Below are 16,256 nucleotides of genomic sequence, written 5' to 3' on the forward strand. Positions count from 1 at the left end.
GAGCGTCGAGCAGCGCGCGGACGTCGCGCGTTTGAATACGTCGCTGAAGTCGCAACTCTCCGGCAAGGGACTAACGTTCGTGCCCGCGGACAGGGAAGCGTTTCGCGCAGCGCTCTCGAAGGGCGGCTTCTATACACAATGGCGCGACAAGTTCGGCGGTGGCCCGTGGAGTGCCCTCGAAGCGGTGACGGGGAAAATATCATGAGCGCGGCACACAATCTTGAAGTGCCGGGGCCCGCATTCGTGCGCGAGGCGCACGGCGAGACCGCCATCGAACGCTGGTTGCGGCGAGGGATCGAGGTGCTCGCCGCGGCGGCGGTCGTGGGCGAGGTGGCGCTGCTGTTCATCGGCATCGTTGCGCGTGCAGTGTTTCACCAACCGCTGATCTGGTCGGACGAACTCGCGTCGATCTTGTTCCTCTGGCTTGCGATGCTGGGCAGCGCGCTTGCGGTGCAGCGTTCGTGTCACATGCGGTTGACCTTCTTCGTATCGCACGTGACACCGCGCGCGCAGGCATGGGCCGAGACGCTGGCGGTCGCTGCTGCGGCCGCGTTCTTCGCGCTTGTCATGCATCCCGCGTTCGACTATGTGCAGGACCAGGCGTTCGTGGAGACGCCGGCGCTCGGCTGGTCGGGCTCGGTCAGGGCACTGGCGATTCCGTTCGGTTGCGCGGCGGCGCTGGTGAGTTGCGGGCTGCGCCTGGCGCGCCGTGATCGACGCCACATCGTCGGTGCGATTGTGCTGATATTGCTGATTGCGTTGGGGTGCTACCTTGCCAAGGCACCCTTGACGCACATGGGCCAGGGCGCGCTGCTGGTGTTCTTCGTCGGCCTCCTCGGTGCGGGGGTGATGGCGGGTGTGCCAATCGCCTTCGCGTTCTCGCTCGCGACGAGCGCCTTTTTGCTGACGACCACATCGACACCGCTCAGCGTGGTGGTCGGACGCATGGACGAAGGCATGAGCACGCTGATCCTGCTCGCCGTGCCGATGTTCGTGCTGCTCGGGCAACTCGTGCATGTGACGGGCGTGGCGCGCGTGATGGTGGCGTTTCTCGCGTCGCTGCTTGGGCACGTGCGGGGCGGCATGTCGTATGTGCTGCTCGGCGCGATGCTGCTGATATCGGGGATCTCGGGCTCCAAGACGGCCGACATGGCGGCGGTTGCGCCCGTGCTTTTCCCGGAGATGCGCAAGCGCGGAATGAAGGACGGCGAACTGATATCGCTGCTTGCGGCGGCCGGTGCGATGAGCGAAACGATTCCACCGTCGCTAGTGCTGATCGCGATCGCATCGGTGACCGGCATATCGATCGCGGCGTTATTTACCGCAGGCATCCTCCCGGCCATCGTGCTTGCTTTCGTGCTGGGCGTCGTCGCGTGGTGGCGTGCAGGGCGTGAGGACGAAACGGACGAGAGCCGCGCGGGAGCGGTGAGGGCACCCTGGTCGCACGTGCGCCGTACCTTCGTGATCGCATTGCCGGCGCTGCTGCTTCCATTCCTGATCCGCAGCGCGGTGGTCGAAGGGATCGCGACCGCGACGGAGGTATCGACGCTCGGCATTGCCTACTCGCTCGTGATCGGCCTGTTGATCTATCGCGGCGGCCTGAAGTGGAAAGCCATCATGCCGATGCTGCTGCAGACGGCGGCATTGTCCGGTGCCATTCTGTTCATCGTGGGGGCGGCGAGTGGGATGGGCTGGGCGTTGACGCAGTCGGGTTTCTCGCACGACCTCGCCAACATGATGACGAGAGTCCCGGGCGGTGCTGCCGGTTTCCTGCTGGTATCGATCGTTGCGTTCATCGTGCTCGGTAGCGTGCTGGAAGGCATTCCGGCCATCGTGCTGTTTGGGCCGCTGTTGTTTCCAGTTGCACATCAGCTGGGGATACACGAAGTGCACTATGCGATGGTCGTCGTGCTCGCAATGGGACTCGGGGTGTTCGCGCCGCCTTTCGGCCTGTGTTATTACGCGGCGTGCATCATCGGTGAGGTATCGCCTGAAGCGGGACTCAAGCGCATCTGGATTTATCTCGGCATGCTGCTTCTCGGGCTGATCGCGATAGCCTTCGTTCCTTGGATTTCGATCGGCTTTCTTTGAACTTATCGAGTAGATGTGGTGCTTAGCGCTGACCACACTTGCCGGTTCCGGCGGTGTGGTTTCGCCCTCGCCCTCGCCCCCGCCCTCGCCCTCGCCCTCGCCCTCGCCCTCGCCCTCGTGCGAGTAGCGATCCGTGTTGTCTCAAGCAATTGTTGGAGGCAAAGCCGTCAAATGGACATTCGTGCGACTGCTCCGCCTTTCTGAGCGGCCGGTCGATCACAACGACGCAGGTCGCGTCGATGAACCTGTTTGGATGCGGTCCACTCGCTCGGGCGCCACCGCCTGCACGCTCCCGGCGCGGCACCGCAGTGCGTGGTTCATAGATGTTTGAACACACCGCTCGCCAGCTTGCGCAGTTCGTCGAACTGCGTAACGAGTTCGAGGCACAGAATAAATGCCAGCATCGCTGAAGGCCCCGGCCAGCGTTCGATCCATCGCAGTGCCGGAGTCGCGTAGCGCACGCGGATCGCATCTCGCGTAACGACATAGGCAATTCCGATTCCCACGGCGGCGCCCACCAGCAAATCGGTTGGGTAGTGAAAGCCCAGGTAGGCGCGCGGAACGCAAATGAACAGCACGGTATAGGCAATCGCCAGTCCACCGATCCCCCGCCACACAAGGAAGATGCCGGTGGCGACCGCCATCCATAGCATCGCGTGATCGCTTGGGAAGGAACTCCAACTTGTCAGCAGTGCGTCCTTAATAGCGCTACCTGCAAAATGCAGATGCAGTTCGGCGCTATAGACGGGGCGCACTCTGAACGGCAACCAGTGAGTCAGCAGTCTTCCGAGGAAAAGCGCCACGACGCCACCGAGAAGCGTCGCGAGAACCATTTCTCGCCGCCATTCACGGCGTTCGTCCTGCTGAAACCACATCCACCACAACACGGGAATGAGTACGAGCCCTTTGAAGGTGTAAAGATCGGCGATGGCTTCTATGGATTGCGTTGCGAAATGACTGAAGTGTATGTTGGACAGATATGTCTCGATAGACGAATCTATGTTGTTCATTATTTTGTAAGAAGCTTAGGAAGTCGCATCGAGGGGTAGCATAGCCCGTTGGATGCCCCGGATTTCTGGTGCTTACTTTCACTGACAACTTTTACTGCGCGATCGACGCCCTCGATCCTTTTCCCAATTTCGTACGTCTCGGCATCTTCCGAACACTCGTTCTTACGTTCTTGGCGGCGTTCTTGCTCATACCCGTCGCGCAAGAGGCCCGTTGAGTCAGATCGATCTTCCGACCGCCGCTAACGCAGGCGCAGCCGACACGATTGCCCCATCTTCCGAAGTCTCGCGCAAAGATCGTCGAGCGCCGCCAAAGATATCGAGGTGCTCATCGAGGCATCGGGATCGCGGGTCGAGGCAGGAGCCGAACTTGTCGCGAGCGCAGGGGAAACCATGGAAAAGGTCAGCATCGCGATTCAGCGGGTGACGGACATCATGGGCGAGATTGCGTCGGCCTCGCACGAACAGAGCCGCGGCATTGAGCAGATCAATCAGGCGATCACGCAGATGGACGAAGTGACGCAGCAGAACGCCGCGTTAGTCGAAGAGGCGGCTGCGGCCGCCGGCTCTCTCGAACATGAAGCGCAGCAATTGCGCACCGCCGTATCGGTTTTCCGCACCGCCTGATACATGGGCCGGCGGGTTCGCGACACAATGCTGGATCATCCGTTATTTAAAGTCGCGTCGCTCGTCCGGCGGCCACGTCCCCTGTTGCGTCACCAGCGCGGCGTTGCGTTTATGGTTGTGTCGTCCGCTGACCAGGCCTGGCCGATTTCGTTGATGCCTTTGCCGAAAGCGAGGAGATGTAGAAACGCTGCGGAGATAGGGTTGCTGTATTCTGTTTCTCATGAAGAAACTCGTTCTCTCCGCCGCTGGCGCTGTAACCTCGATGCTTCCCTTGAGGCTTCGGCATGTGATGGCAAAGTCCCTCCTGGAAGATAACTCGCTCGCGAGAGAGTATGGCTATCTCTACCTGTCCAGCCTCTCACGGAAGCTCAATGTTGTGCGGTTCTCGGCAAATGGACAGTACGGCACGATGGTCAGCAGTTCGAATGATCTGAGCATTCTAAAGAAATACGCCGAGACCGGGCGTTGGGCGCCTGAGCTTTCCGACAAGTTGAAATTGTTCTTCGCCGGTTCGGGAGGAACATATCTCGACATCGGCGCGAACATCGGCATGACGACCATACCGATTGCGCAGCACAACGAGCGCGTGAAGTGTTATGCGTTCGAACCGGAACCGGTCAACTACCGCAATCTTCTGCGCAACATTGCGGAAAATTGCCCGTCACCCAACATAGAGACTTTCCAACTCGCGTTGCACGAACGCGAGGAAGTACTGCCCTTCGAGATTGCCGACGGCAATCTGGGCGACCACCGCCTTCACTTCGAAACCAACCTTCCGGCAAAACAGAACGAGGTGGGTCGCAAGATCATCGAAGTGCGCTGCGCAAGGCTGGATGATCTTCCTATTCAGTTGTCCGGCCCTGTGTTTGCGAAAGTCGACACACAGGGTGCGGAGCCCTATGTCTTTGCTGGCGGCAGCAAGACCCTTGCGAAAGCCGATGCGATTCTCGTGGAATGGTCGCCATATCATATGGCCCGGTTAGGGGGCGATCCCAACGTCGTGCTGCAGTTTCTCGAGGAGCACTTCACTTACGGCAAGGTTGAAGAAACCGACGCAAAGGCGGGAATACCAGCCGAGACGGAACCCATGCGAACAATCGCAGCGCGCCTGCGGAGCACAATTACAAAATGGCGCGACGATCCACTCAATTACGTCGATATCTTCGCGACAAAGACGGCGTCACTCGCGCGATAGCAAAAGCGGCTTGCCGCAAGCGAGCCGCTTGGCGCTATAGAGCCGCAGCGGATAACAGCCGGGACTAACACGGCCTCCGCTAACCAAGAACGTACCAACGAACCTAACAACGCGCTACCGGCTCGCAGCGTCACTCAGTGACCGGTTTTTCGACAGCGTTCGTATGCCCTACGACCGACTCGAAAAACTGCGCGTACTGCCGGGAGCAGGCGTTCCACCCGAACTCGTCGACAGCTTTGCGCCTGGCCGCATTGCTGGCAATGGTCTGCCACGACTCATTGACCGACTTCAGAATCGCAGGAAGCTCGCTTACGTCATTGAACAGCATGACGTTGTCGAACCTCCGCGCGGCCCACGCCATGAAAGGTGTCGATCGTGCGATCAGAACCGGCACGAGACCAATGGCTTCAAAGAAGACGCCGCTGACGAGCATGGAGTCGGCCGCGTGCGGCAAGATCAACACGTCGCTCTGCGCAATGCCTTGCGCGAACTCTGCGTCGGTCAAAAACTTCGAATCGATGCGCACGGCTTCTCGCAGCGATTTCCTGTCGATGATTTCGTTCAGCGTCGCGAGATAAGCTTCGGTGCCGTGGCCGGCGACGTGCAGTTTGCAATCGCCCGGCCAAACGTCGAGTACCGCGTCGATCTGCTTATATGGACGAATCACGCCGAGCATCGTATAAAGCGGCGCCGCGCCGCGGGGCTTCGCCGTACCTGACGGATGGCCGGGAGCGTCCCAATAGAGCGGATGAGGCAAATACTGCGCACGGTAGCGAGCCTGAAAATCCGGCGCGTGTACAACACGGACATCGACAAGACGATGCACGAGCGCAATGATCCGCATAGACAGGCGCCTGTTGAAGCCGACCGTATCGTGCACTGCCTGATCATGTACGAAACACACGACCTTGGCTCGCCCGATCAACATCAATGAACAGTAGAACGCCAGTAGCAGGCAGCCGGTCACGCTAAGTTGTGCCGTGCCTTTCTGACGCCTGAACGCCCGGTATTCAAGCCAATGAAATACGAGCATGTTCTCCGGCTTGAACAGATCGGCAAACCCGCCGCTCAGCAGTCCCCTGATTGACAGCGGGAACACATCGTAGCCGGCGGATCTATATAGATCCTTCTGAATGTCGATGTAGCGGTTTGTAGGATTTCTAAAAGGGCACATTAACACTCGCGGCCGTCTTTTCACTTCGTCTTTTCCATTCGCGTAACTGGTTTCGTCATTGACCTGCGACATTCGACAATCTCCGGTCAAGCTTCACGCGCGAAAATAACACGCTCAGGCGAATACCCGGACATTTACGATGCCCACCATTCAAACGCCTAAACCAGTATTGGGTGAATTAACGCTCCATCTTTAAGTTCAGCTTAGCATGCGCCAAATCGTTTTGCGAAGTTGCATCACCTTAGAACGCGCCAATCTCACAGGAGCCGCGGGCGCCCGTGTCCGAAAGTGCTGAACATAGGCATTCGTGTCGTTTTTGCCACGCGAGGGTGTGGCGGCGGGAAGCTAAGCTGACGCGCATGAAAGCGGAAAATATGACCTCCGTCTCTTAGGGTCAAAGCGAAAAAAATGCAGGGCGACCAGTCCCCATACGATAAGGAGAAAGTAAAACTTATTTGGGACAACCCGCCAAATCGGAAACGATCTTGCTTTCTGGCGGGAATTTGCTATTTCTCGTTTTGTCCGACGAGTCTTGCGGGTAAGATCTACCCCGTTCGCAGTAGCAACCCCGCAAATTTTACGGATTGCGGGTTCGCTTCCCGGCAAACGTTTGCACGGACACCGTTCTGATCCGCGGTTCCGGCAAACAGTTCGGTTGACCCCACTGTTGATGATTCCCCGACGCGCGAATCGGCCCGGCCGTTTCGACTGGCTCGTGCGCGTTTGTTTGAACCGCCTCGTTCATTAAAGCGGCGCAAACCGGTTCGGCAGACGCACGGCGTGACGCACCAAATAGCACTGAGATTTTATAGACGATCAGTAGTGCGAATAAAAACAAAGATTTTCTAGTTTCAAGATCAGTAATCAACAAAATACAAAATCAAATTTATAAATTTTTTCGGGGTTTTTTCGATAGCGGATAATTCAAAATGTTGAAAAGACGACAGTTTATTGGCGCACTGACGGCACTGAGCGGTAGTGTTATTTTGAGCGCATGCGGCGGCGGTGGTGCGGAAGAAGGCGGCACAATTACCGCTAATTCTGCGGCGCAAAAGACGAACGCAACGGCCAAAGGCACGTCGCCGAACGGCGCCGCGATGCCGCCGGCGACATCCCTGATCGACGGCTCGGGCGCCACCTGGACTCTTTCGGGCGGCGTCGCTTATCGCAATGGCGCGAAGGCCGGGAACAACTACAACGTGATTCTCGCGCTGTGCTTCAACGGCAACATCTACGTTGAGAACACCAGCTCACAGTTTTACCAGTGGACTGGATCGACGTGGCAGTCTACGAGTGACCCGCGCCAAGGCACGACGTCGCCGGACGGCACGACGATGCCGTCGGCTCCCAACATTGTCGACAAGACCGGCGCCGTGTGGACGCTGACCAACGGTGTTATCTCCCGGAACGGCGCAGTTGTGGGCAACAACTACAACGTGTCGCTGGTGCTCTGGTACGGCGGCAAGATCTATTGCCGCAACACCAGCGGACAGTTCTACGCGAATGCAGAGGTGGCCGCCCAATGGTTGCCATGTAGCGATCCGCGCATTGCCACCGCTGCGACCGCAGGAAGCTTCTTCGGCATTAACGGCCACTTCGATTACACGTACACGCCGACACAACTCATATCGATCCTGAAGGGCTTGGGCTGCACGAGCTACCGCGTCGGCTGCACGGCAGATCCGAATCAATTGAATGCTGTAGTCAAACTGGCACAGGCGTTCCAGTCGGCGGGTATGACGCTGCTCGTGCTGGTCAACCTGGGTCTTTACGACAGCAGCGGCAGACTGCTCGCAGGCGAATCCGCTGCGTACAACGCTACGTATGGACCGGCATTCACAATCGCCAACGCGTTGAAGCCGTACGGCGTGACGTTCTATGAATGCGGAAACGAGTTGACGCGCGACAGGGCGATCATCATCGATTCGACGAACGCAGGAACGAAGGCCCTCGACTTTAACAACGCAAACTGGCCCACCATGCGCGGCGCAATGCGCGGCATGATCGACGGAGTGAAAGCCGCGCAGCCCGGCGCGAAATGCGGTATCAACTTCTGCGTCGCCGACGTCGGCGCCTCGGACGCGCTGTGGGACGGCATGCAACCCGACGGCAGCGGCGGCTATCCGAAGGTGCGCTGGGACATCACGACATGGCACAACTATGAAGTGTATGGCGACATTTTCAACATCGGTACCGATGGCGCGGGTCCGGGCATCAACCTGCCTGCATACTGCAAGGCCCGATACGGTGTGCCGTTCTTCATCACCGAGTGGAACACTGGCCCGGAGCAGTCGCAAACATATCGAGCGAGTTACATTACGTCGCAATTGGGTTCGTTCTATGCGGCTCGCAAGACGCACAACATCCAGTCCGTCATGTACTACGTGCTCGACAGCGGCAACAACACGTTCGGCATTATGACCAACGGGACCGCGCTGAATCCGCCGTACGGCGCATTCACGAACTTTACGTCGGGCCACGCAGATAGCTGATCCGCCTGCCCGAGTTCGATGTACGAAATGGCCTCCCGCTGCTTTCTGGCGGGAGGCCATTTCTTTTTCACGAGACACCGACACGCGGCGCTGAGACTCTGGCCTGAAGAAATCGCCCGAAGCTGGCTCTACAGGCGACACGAGTTTTGGCGCACACTGCGTACAGAACTCACCGGAGCAGCCATGTACGTACCCGACCATTTCAACGAAGCGCGCAAAGACGTGCTGCATGCGTTCATCGCGCACAATCCCTTCGGCACGCTGATCACTCACGGCACGAGCGGTCTGGACGCTAATCACATTCCGTTCGAACTAGCGCCGGAAGAAGGCGAATTCGGCGTGCTGCACGCGCACGTCGCGCGAAACAATCGGCTGTGGCAGGACGTGGCCAACGCCGATGAAGTACTCGTCGTCTTCCATGCGGGCGATGCCTATATTTCGCCGACGTGGTACCCGAGCAAGCAGGAAACGCACAGACAGGTGCCCACCTGGAACTACATGGTGGTGCACGCGCACGGCCGCATCACGATTCGCGACGATGAAAAATACGTGCGAGGCGTCCTGGCGCGCCTGACTCGCACACATGAGGCGGGCCAGCCTCGTCCGTGGAAAATGGGAGATGCGCCGAGCGAATATATCGACACCATGCTCAAAGCGATTGTCGGCCTGGAGATCGAGATCACGCGGCTCGTGGGCAAAAGCAAGCTAAGCCAGAATAAGGACGCACGCGATATCGAGGGCGCGGCCGAAGCGCTGAAGGAAAACGGCGATCATCGTATCGCCGATGCGATGCTCGAGCACGCGCCCCATAAGCAGTAAGCTATGTTGGCCCCGGCGTCCACCTCATGTCGGCCAGTGGGCGACATGTGCGCTATGCGTTCAGCGCACTACGGGTTAGTAACAAAGCGCCAAAGCGCTGCACACTCGGCACTCGATAGCTCGAAATGAGGCATGGACTTGCGCAACACCACGCTTGCCGGATCTATGCCGTCTTTGACTGCCCGACAGAAGGCAACGGGATCGTACCGACTGGGCGGCCCGCCCCGGCGGCTTCTTGCATCGAGCAAGTAGCCACGAGTAAGGGGCGGTGCAAAGCCGGGCGATGGATCCGTCCGTGTGTGACAATTCACGCATCGCGTGGTCCACTCCGGCAGCGATTGATTGTCGTCGCGCAGGTGCGCTACTGCCGCACGTTGCCCGGTGAAAATCGCGCAGCCCATATCGCCCGGCGAACAGCTCAGGTCGGCATGCGCGAAATGCGCATTGCTTAGTATCGCCAGGCAGATCGTCAACCGAATCGCCCGGCGCAAGGTTGTCGACGTAATCATCAGTGCAGGCGCAGCGTGCGCGACACGCTCGGCACACCGTTGGTGTTCAACGCAAAGAGCATGTAGTAGCCAGGCACGACAACACCGGGATCGGCCGGAATCTTCAGAATGAATTCACCAGCCGTACCTACCGTGAAACTCAACGGCACGCGTCGCTGCTCGTTATTTACAGCATGCGTGTTGGACGACAGGCGCATGAGCGCGAATGCCTTGACACCACTGCTCGCTTTCACGGCGATGGAAGTGCCGAGCTGTGCATCAGCCGGCACGTTACTGAGGGTCGGCCGTGTCGCTGCCGATCCATCCGCATTGAGTAGATACGGCGGCGTAAGTATTTCAATGTCCGTGTGGTTAGTCGCGCAGCCGCCGCACAGTCCCCCGCCTCCGCTCAGCACGCGGCCATCCGCCAACAGCAGCGCAACGCTGTGATACGTCCGCGGCACGGCTTGCGGCGCGAGCTGCGAAAACACTTTCGTCGCCGGGTCCCACAACTCCGGAGTCAGCACAGCAGTGTCGTCCGAGAAAGGCTGCGCAAAGGCTTGACCGCCCACCACGACGACCTGCCCGTTCGGCAACACAACGCTGCTGCTGAATGCCCGCGTATAGCTCATCGGAGGCAGCGCGGTGGCAACCGCTGTGCCGGTGCTGATATCGATGAGCGTCGCATTCGACGTCGCATTCGACTGCTCATAACTTGGCGCACCACCAACTGCGAGAATTTTGCCGATGTCGTACATGACCGCGTTGCCATTCATCGCGTCGGTATCGTTCGCGCGCTTGCCGGCATCGGTCACGTTGCCGTTACCCGCGGTGTCGAACCAGTGCATGGCCTGGCTCGGGCCGGCGTGGAAAACGCGTCCATTGGACACTGCGAACAACCACGCGTGATTGTCGGCGCGGAATATGCCCGCCGCGTCCTGGGTCAATATGTAGTCGGCGAGTATCGCGCCGTTGATTTGCCAGCCCGAACCGGACGTCCACGTTTCGCCGTTTTTGCCGCCCTCGCCGCCATTCCATGAGCCACCGAGCGTGAATACGCTCCCATTGCTCAACGTAACGGTCCCCTGATAGCCGCGTGGGATCTTCATCAGGTTGCTCGACGACCATTGACCGGTCGAAGGCGTGTAGATGCTCGTCTTCGAGCTGCTCGATCCCCCGTTCACCAGCAAGCGGCCGTCCGGCAGATTCGCGATACCGGGGCAGAACATATCGTGCCCGGTGTTGCTGACCAGCACCTGCTTGTTGGTTCCCGTGGTCGGGTTGAAGACCGCGGTGTAGGTCTTTCCCGGCGTGATTTCACCGGACGTAAAGTCGAGAAGCATATCCGACGACCACACCAGCACGTTGCCGTCGGGAAGATTGGCGGCCGCCGCGGGAACCATCGGCACCCCGACGGGCGCCGACCACTTCGACGGCAACGTCTTCACGTTCAGGCCGCTCAACTGCCACGTCTGCAGAGCACTCCCATTGCATACCTGCTGCCGGATTTGCTGACCCCATCCAGTCAGACTCTGCGCCGCCAGACACATGCCGCTGTGCGCAGCGACGATCGCGTAGCCGTTGCCTTGCGGCTTCGCAGTAAATGTCTGGTTCGTCTGACCGTTGCACGCCCACTGGATAATGGCGGCACCAGCATTCAAGCTCTCACCTGTCACGTCCATGCACAGGCCGCTGTTCTGATTTACGAAGTGGAACTGAGATCCGGTGGGTACGGGCCGCCATTGCTGATTTGCACCGCCCGAACAGCCCCAGGAAATGACCGAGGCGCCACCCGTTGTCGATGCAGAGTCAACGTCCGCGCACAGATTCATACCGCTGAGCGTGATCGGACCTACCGTTTGCGCCTCTACGCGGGTCGCAAACGTGGTAAGCGCGAACGCTATAGCGGCGACGCAAAGTGCATTCACGCATCTGCCTGCATAGAGCCAGATGAATCTGACAAACGGAATTGGCGCCATGATCTCTGCTCCAGTTAACGTTGAACTACGCGCGCCCCAATGCGCCCAGCGCATTGCAAATTTCGTCTACACGTGGAAGATCCGCGCTGCGCCAGCGCAACCGCGCGCTTGCATCGAAGCAGTAGATCTGGGTTGCATGATCCGCAATGTTGCCGAGCGGCAAGCGGCTACCTGCAAGTGCCATCCGCATTCCGTCGAGGTCTCGCAGTGTCGGAGTCGCAGCAGTCCATGCTGGCCCGGCCTGAAAACGCTTGAGCCACTCATGCAGCGCGGACGGTGAGTCGGACAGCGGATCGATCCCGATCGAGAGCAATCGAACCGGATAACGTCCACGAATTTGTGCCAACCGTTGCTGCACCCCGCTGAATAGCGCTCCTTGCAGAGGACATACAGAACTACATCCGGTATAGATGGTTTGAACTGCCGTGACGCCATCTAGCAGCATGCTGTTCAGCGATCGCTCTGTACCGGTCTGATCGACCAGCCGCGTGTCTTCCAGACGAACTGGCGGAGTGACGAGCCCCGACGTCCCATGCTGTGCGTACGACGACAAAGGCGCCGCCGCGAGTGCAAGCATTGCGGCATCACGCAGGAAGACGCGCCGTGACGATCTTTCAACCGGCGGGGACTCGCCAGGTTCAGCGCGCATGAGAGCTTTCGGATCAAACAAGGCGTCGTCCTCCGCAAAAGCTCACAGAACTGCACACTCGCCTTCGCAAACAGCGTTTGGCGCGGCAGTCAATGAACACGTCGGGTGAGTCGGCGATCGCTACGTTGCTTCGGTTCCGGAGGCGGCGAACCGGTTACGTGTTTGGAGGCAGCGATTAACGTCGACGGCATTCGATCGTATGCGAAGACGGCGACGACGGTTTGTTTAGTACCCCACACTTCCTGGTGCTTCGTGACGTGAAACTTGTCCACACGCGGCGGCTCTGGACTTCGGCCAAATGAAAGAATCCGGCAATGCGAAGCGTTGCCGTGATCTATATTGATTCGCGTGCCGCGATGTTATTTTCTCAGCCCGCACTGGCGTTGCTTGCCAGGAGCATGCCGGCACCGCGTGCCTGCGAATAACTCGTGCCACAGCTCATTGCACTGTTCCCGGTAACCGACATGGCGGTGCAGCCGTTCAGATTCATGCCCGTCTCGCAACGGCGCACGAGATTGGCCGACACAACACCGCCAACGCGATTTGCCGCCGCAATTCCACTTCCTCCAGGCCCGCTAAAACCCTCGACAACATTTCCCACTACCACGGCCCCCGTCGCGCTCGACTCCAGATAGATGCCATTTTTCGGGCTCTCTTGACCGAGCACGGTATTGCCGTTGATTACCGGGTCGGACACGTCCAGACAATGGATTCCGTGCGCGCCCATGTAGCGCAGGTTATTGCCTAGAATCGACGGCGAATCCTGGTAGAGCGCGAGAATGCCAATTGCGCCATCCGCAGCATTACAAAGCACACTGTTATTGGTGACAGCTGTGCCTTGTCCGCGCTCGTGCCATATGAAAGTCAATAACGGCGAGCCGGAACGTATCGGGTTGCTCGCAACCAGCGCAGTTTCAGCAACGCTCACAACGAAGGTTGCTGACGGCACGCCAGGCCCAGTAATGAGTTGGCCGAGTTGAACCGCAGGATTTGCGGATGTCAGCGTCACACGAGCCGTGCCGTTTGTCGTCGCCCGCTGCTCCACTGAGACCGCATTATCGGTGTCCGAGCCTATCAAGCAAATTGCGGCTCTCGCGTGACCGCGCGTGAGGTCGACCGTGTTGCCCGATATGACGCACTGCACGGCTCCGCCATACACGGCAATGCCTGCGTGAATCGGGTCCCATGCGGACCCAGTGCCGTCGGTTGCGGCGCGGTCGAATATCACCGTGTTACCCGTGACCGAGCACGCCAGCGATCGGACGATAGCTATGCCCCACCACTTCGCGCCCTCGCAGGTGTTGCCCGTAATGGTCGAGTTATTGACGTTCTCCGTCACGATGCTGCGCCGGAACGAACCTCGCACGACGTTGCCCACTACCGTGCACATGTTGTCCTGCAGCGGGAAAGAGTCGGCATGGTAGTTCGCCAGCCCTTCCATGTGTATCCCGATGCGGCAGTCCTGACCGGCTCTGGCTGTCACGAGATTGCCGGTGATCGTCGCTGCGCAACCCCAGACCGTGATACCGTCGCCGCGATCCTCGCCATAAGTGGACTTTTGCGTGGGGCCGCCACCAGCGCCGATACAGTCAATAATCCTGTTATTGGCGATGATGAAGTCGTGGTACTCGCCCGTCGACTCAACCTGAATGCCGTTCTGAAAATAGCGGATGGTCGAGCGCGTCACGGAGCCGAGACTCGCGCGAAACATGATGCCGACGTTGCGCTCGCCGCTATTCGACTGAAGCATGTTCGGGTTCGTGAGATAGACTCCGTCGAATTCACAGCCTTGAGCAGTCACCGTGATCGCCGCTGCATTGGCGATGCCGGCTATAAATCGCAACTCGCCGCCGCCGACTACACAAATTGCCTTCTCAATCCTGAGCGGCTTCGTCACCTTGAACACGTGCCCGCCAGGGACATTCACGACTGCGGCACCGCTGCTAAATGCCGCTTGTATCGCAGCGCTGTGATCGACGGACGGCGCGCCAGAGCGTGCGTCAGTGCGTGCTTCGGGCGACATGAAGTCCAGCACGCTTGCTTCGCCACTCGGCCCGCGTGTATTTGTTGCATTCGACGCAGTTGCCGGTTTAGCCGAAAAGTATCCCGCCACTGCCGCGCCTGCGGTCGTGGTTAACTTCGTCAGGAAGTTGCGCCTCTGTTCGCTCAAAATTTTTCCCGCAGGTTCGAGTACAAATGTTGCCGTCGAGAAGACCTCAGCATCTGCCGCGATGCGATGATGACATCACCCACTGCCCCTACCGATCAATTAACCGGCATTCGTCTGCGGCTTGCCGATACGAGCGAAGTGAAACGTCCTGATCAATATCGACTTCATCGCGCCCAAAGGGAGCCTTCGCCACGCGAGCGGCACTCCGGTCATTTGCGCGGCAAACCATGGCAATGACGAATCGTCTTCGATGTCGAATGCGCTCAGACGAAACGGATCACATTTTTCGTCGTTCCAACCGACTGCTGTAGTGCGTCCACTCTTGTATCCGGTCGCCTTTAGCATCGCCACTTCGCGCGACCCATACCGGCCATAGGGATATGCGAAGTGTTCGCAGGGTGCCCCGGTAAGCTCTTCAACCTCACGCTTCGATTGCGCGAGTTCCTCGATGCACTCCTGATCGTCGAGGCGTGTGAGCGTCGGGTGAAAACGCGTGTGGGACTGAAAATCCACGTACGGCAGCATCGCTTGTATCTGGTCTTCGCTGAGTCCGCTGACCGGAGCTTCGTCGCTGCGTGCATTTTGCTGAAACCCGTACCGCGCCAGCTCTTCGAGCCTTTGCGCGTTTGGAAGCTTGATCAGACGCTTGACGCCCGCATGCTGGGCGCCCGGCGTGAGCCACCAGTGAGTGCGCTCATGTGCCACGACGCTGCTGCAAATATAAATAGTAGGACGAACGCCATGCTTGATGAAAATCGGCAACAGCGCAGCGTTTCCAACATGGCCATCGTCGAATGTGAGCGCCGCGCGCTGGCGACCTTTTCCAGGCGCATTCACTTCGGACATCGGAACAAAGTCGCAATACTGCTTCAAATACGCAAGGTGTGAATCAAGCGTGGCTGGATCGGGATCGTGATAAAGAAGTACCGCAACCCGGTCTCGCCACAGTAGAAAGCGTGTGAGCGCTGGTAAGCCGCTGAGAAGAATGGCGTGCGTAAAAATCGTGCGCATTAGTCGCTTCGGTTTCATGTCGCCTCTTCAAGTCACGAGATACAGCACGGGTTGAGCGCTTCCTTATACCGTTCCCAATAAGGCCCGAACGTGCGGTTAACCACAAAGACGCTGCTTGCCTGCATTCACCTCTAACGGTTTTACTTTTCGCGAATACCGTCGCCGACAAAGCGCATATTCATATCTTATGCACAGTGGTGCTGCGCCTATGCAGCGCAAATGATCCCGCTCAGGTTGTGCGCTCGCGAACATACGCGTCGAAAATGGCACCCCAGACTTTGGCAGTGCTGACTGGTGCGCATTACGCGCTAGTCCACCTTCACACCGTTCTACACGCGACCCGGCTTCATTCAGGCACGATCGGCGTCTGACGAGTCGCAGCATTCCGACAATGTATGAGCCTTGTTTGCCGCCCTCTTCCATTGAAGCGATGGAAAGACTTTCGTCGGCATATTCAGGGGTTCGAACGACGCTCGCAACTCGGGCGGAAAGTATGGGCCGCGACGCTTCACGCCGATACGCAGACGAATAGCGTGCGGCAACGTAACTTTGCT

The 16,256-nt window shown here is 58.8% G+C and carries 10 protein-coding genes and 2 pseudogenes; 6 read left to right on the forward strand and 6 right to left on the reverse strand.

All coding sequences use genetic code 11. The annotated features are described in order from the left end of the window. Both ACTJLB_RS31515 and ACTJLB_RS31520 read left to right on the forward strand, forming a co-directional pair. A pseudogene (locus ACTJLB_RS31515) lies at positions 1-205 on the forward strand (TRAP transporter substrate-binding protein); the annotation flags it as partial. Beyond that, a complete protein-coding gene (locus ACTJLB_RS31520; protein ID WP_440785582.1) occupies positions 202-2,091 on the forward strand; it encodes a TRAP transporter large permease in 1,890 nt (629 codons plus the stop codon). The pseudogene ACTJLB_RS31515 and the gene ACTJLB_RS31520, both read left to right, overlap by 4 nt. A 317-nt stretch (positions 2,092-2,408) precedes the next feature. On the opposite strand, the gene ACTJLB_RS31525 is transcribed toward ACTJLB_RS31520, so the two are convergent. Further along, a complete protein-coding gene (locus ACTJLB_RS31525; protein ID WP_408470103.1) occupies positions 2,409-3,101 on the reverse strand; it encodes a phosphatase PAP2 family protein in 693 nt (230 codons plus the stop codon). 276 nt (positions 3,102-3,377) lie between these two features. Between ACTJLB_RS31525 and ACTJLB_RS31530 the strand changes: the two are divergent. Both ACTJLB_RS31530 and ACTJLB_RS31535 read left to right on the forward strand, forming a co-directional pair. After that, a pseudogene (locus ACTJLB_RS31530) lies at positions 3,378-3,725 on the forward strand (methyl-accepting chemotaxis protein); the annotation flags it as partial. A gap of 220 nt (positions 3,726-3,945) precedes the next feature. Further along, the gene (locus tag ACTJLB_RS31535) at positions 3,946-4,920 is read left to right on the forward strand and encodes an FkbM family methyltransferase (RefSeq protein ID WP_288824332.1); all 975 of its coding nucleotides are present in this window, start codon (positions 3,946-3,948) and stop codon (positions 4,918-4,920) included. A gap of 130 nt (positions 4,921-5,050) precedes the next feature. Here the strand turns inward: ACTJLB_RS31535 and ACTJLB_RS31540 are convergent, their stop codons facing one another. Then, the gene (locus tag ACTJLB_RS31540) at positions 5,051-6,019 is read right to left on the reverse strand and encodes a glycosyltransferase (RefSeq protein WP_440785583.1); all 969 of its coding nucleotides are present in this window, start codon (positions 6,017-6,019) and stop codon (positions 5,051-5,053) included. A 1,004-nt stretch (positions 6,020-7,023) separates the two neighbouring features. Between ACTJLB_RS31540 and ACTJLB_RS31545 the strand changes: the two genes are divergently transcribed. Then, on the forward strand, positions 7,024-8,586 hold the full coding sequence (locus ACTJLB_RS31545) for a hypothetical protein (RefSeq protein ID WP_204520328.1): 1,563 nt from the start codon (positions 7,024-7,026) through the stop codon (positions 8,584-8,586). Positions 8,587-8,769: 183 nt separating this feature from the next. Further along, positions 8,770-9,405, forward strand: a complete 636-nt coding sequence (locus ACTJLB_RS31550) for an FMN-binding negative transcriptional regulator (RefSeq protein WP_440785584.1) — start codon at positions 8,770-8,772, stop codon at positions 9,403-9,405. Between the two features lie 508 nt (positions 9,406-9,913). On the opposite strand, the gene ACTJLB_RS31555 is transcribed toward ACTJLB_RS31550, so the two are convergent. The 4 genes from ACTJLB_RS31555 to ACTJLB_RS31570 form a co-directional block, all read right to left on the reverse strand. Further along, entirely contained in the window at positions 9,914-11,872 is a 1,959-nt protein-coding gene (locus ACTJLB_RS31555; protein ID WP_440785585.1) for an RICIN domain-containing protein, read from the reverse strand. Positions 11,873-11,897: 25 nt separating this feature from the next. Beyond that, complete coding sequence (locus ACTJLB_RS31560) at positions 11,898-12,521, reverse strand: SCO family protein (RefSeq protein ID WP_440785586.1); 624 nt, start codon at positions 12,519-12,521, stop codon at positions 11,898-11,900. A 367-nt stretch (positions 12,522-12,888) separates the two neighbouring features. After that, entirely contained in the window at positions 12,889-14,556 is a 1,668-nt protein-coding gene (locus ACTJLB_RS31565; protein ID WP_440785587.1) for a NosD domain-containing protein, read from the reverse strand. 234 nt (positions 14,557-14,790) lie between these two features. Continuing rightward, on the reverse strand, positions 14,791-15,720 hold the full coding sequence (locus tag ACTJLB_RS31570) for a polysaccharide deacetylase family protein (protein ID WP_440785588.1): 930 nt from the start codon (positions 15,718-15,720) through the stop codon (positions 14,791-14,793). Positions 15,721-16,256 lie beyond the last annotated feature (536 nt).

Source organism: Paraburkholderia sp. 22098 (assembly GCF_052045935.1).
Classification (GTDB): Bacteria; Pseudomonadota; Gammaproteobacteria; order Burkholderiales; family Burkholderiaceae; genus Paraburkholderia; species Paraburkholderia caledonica.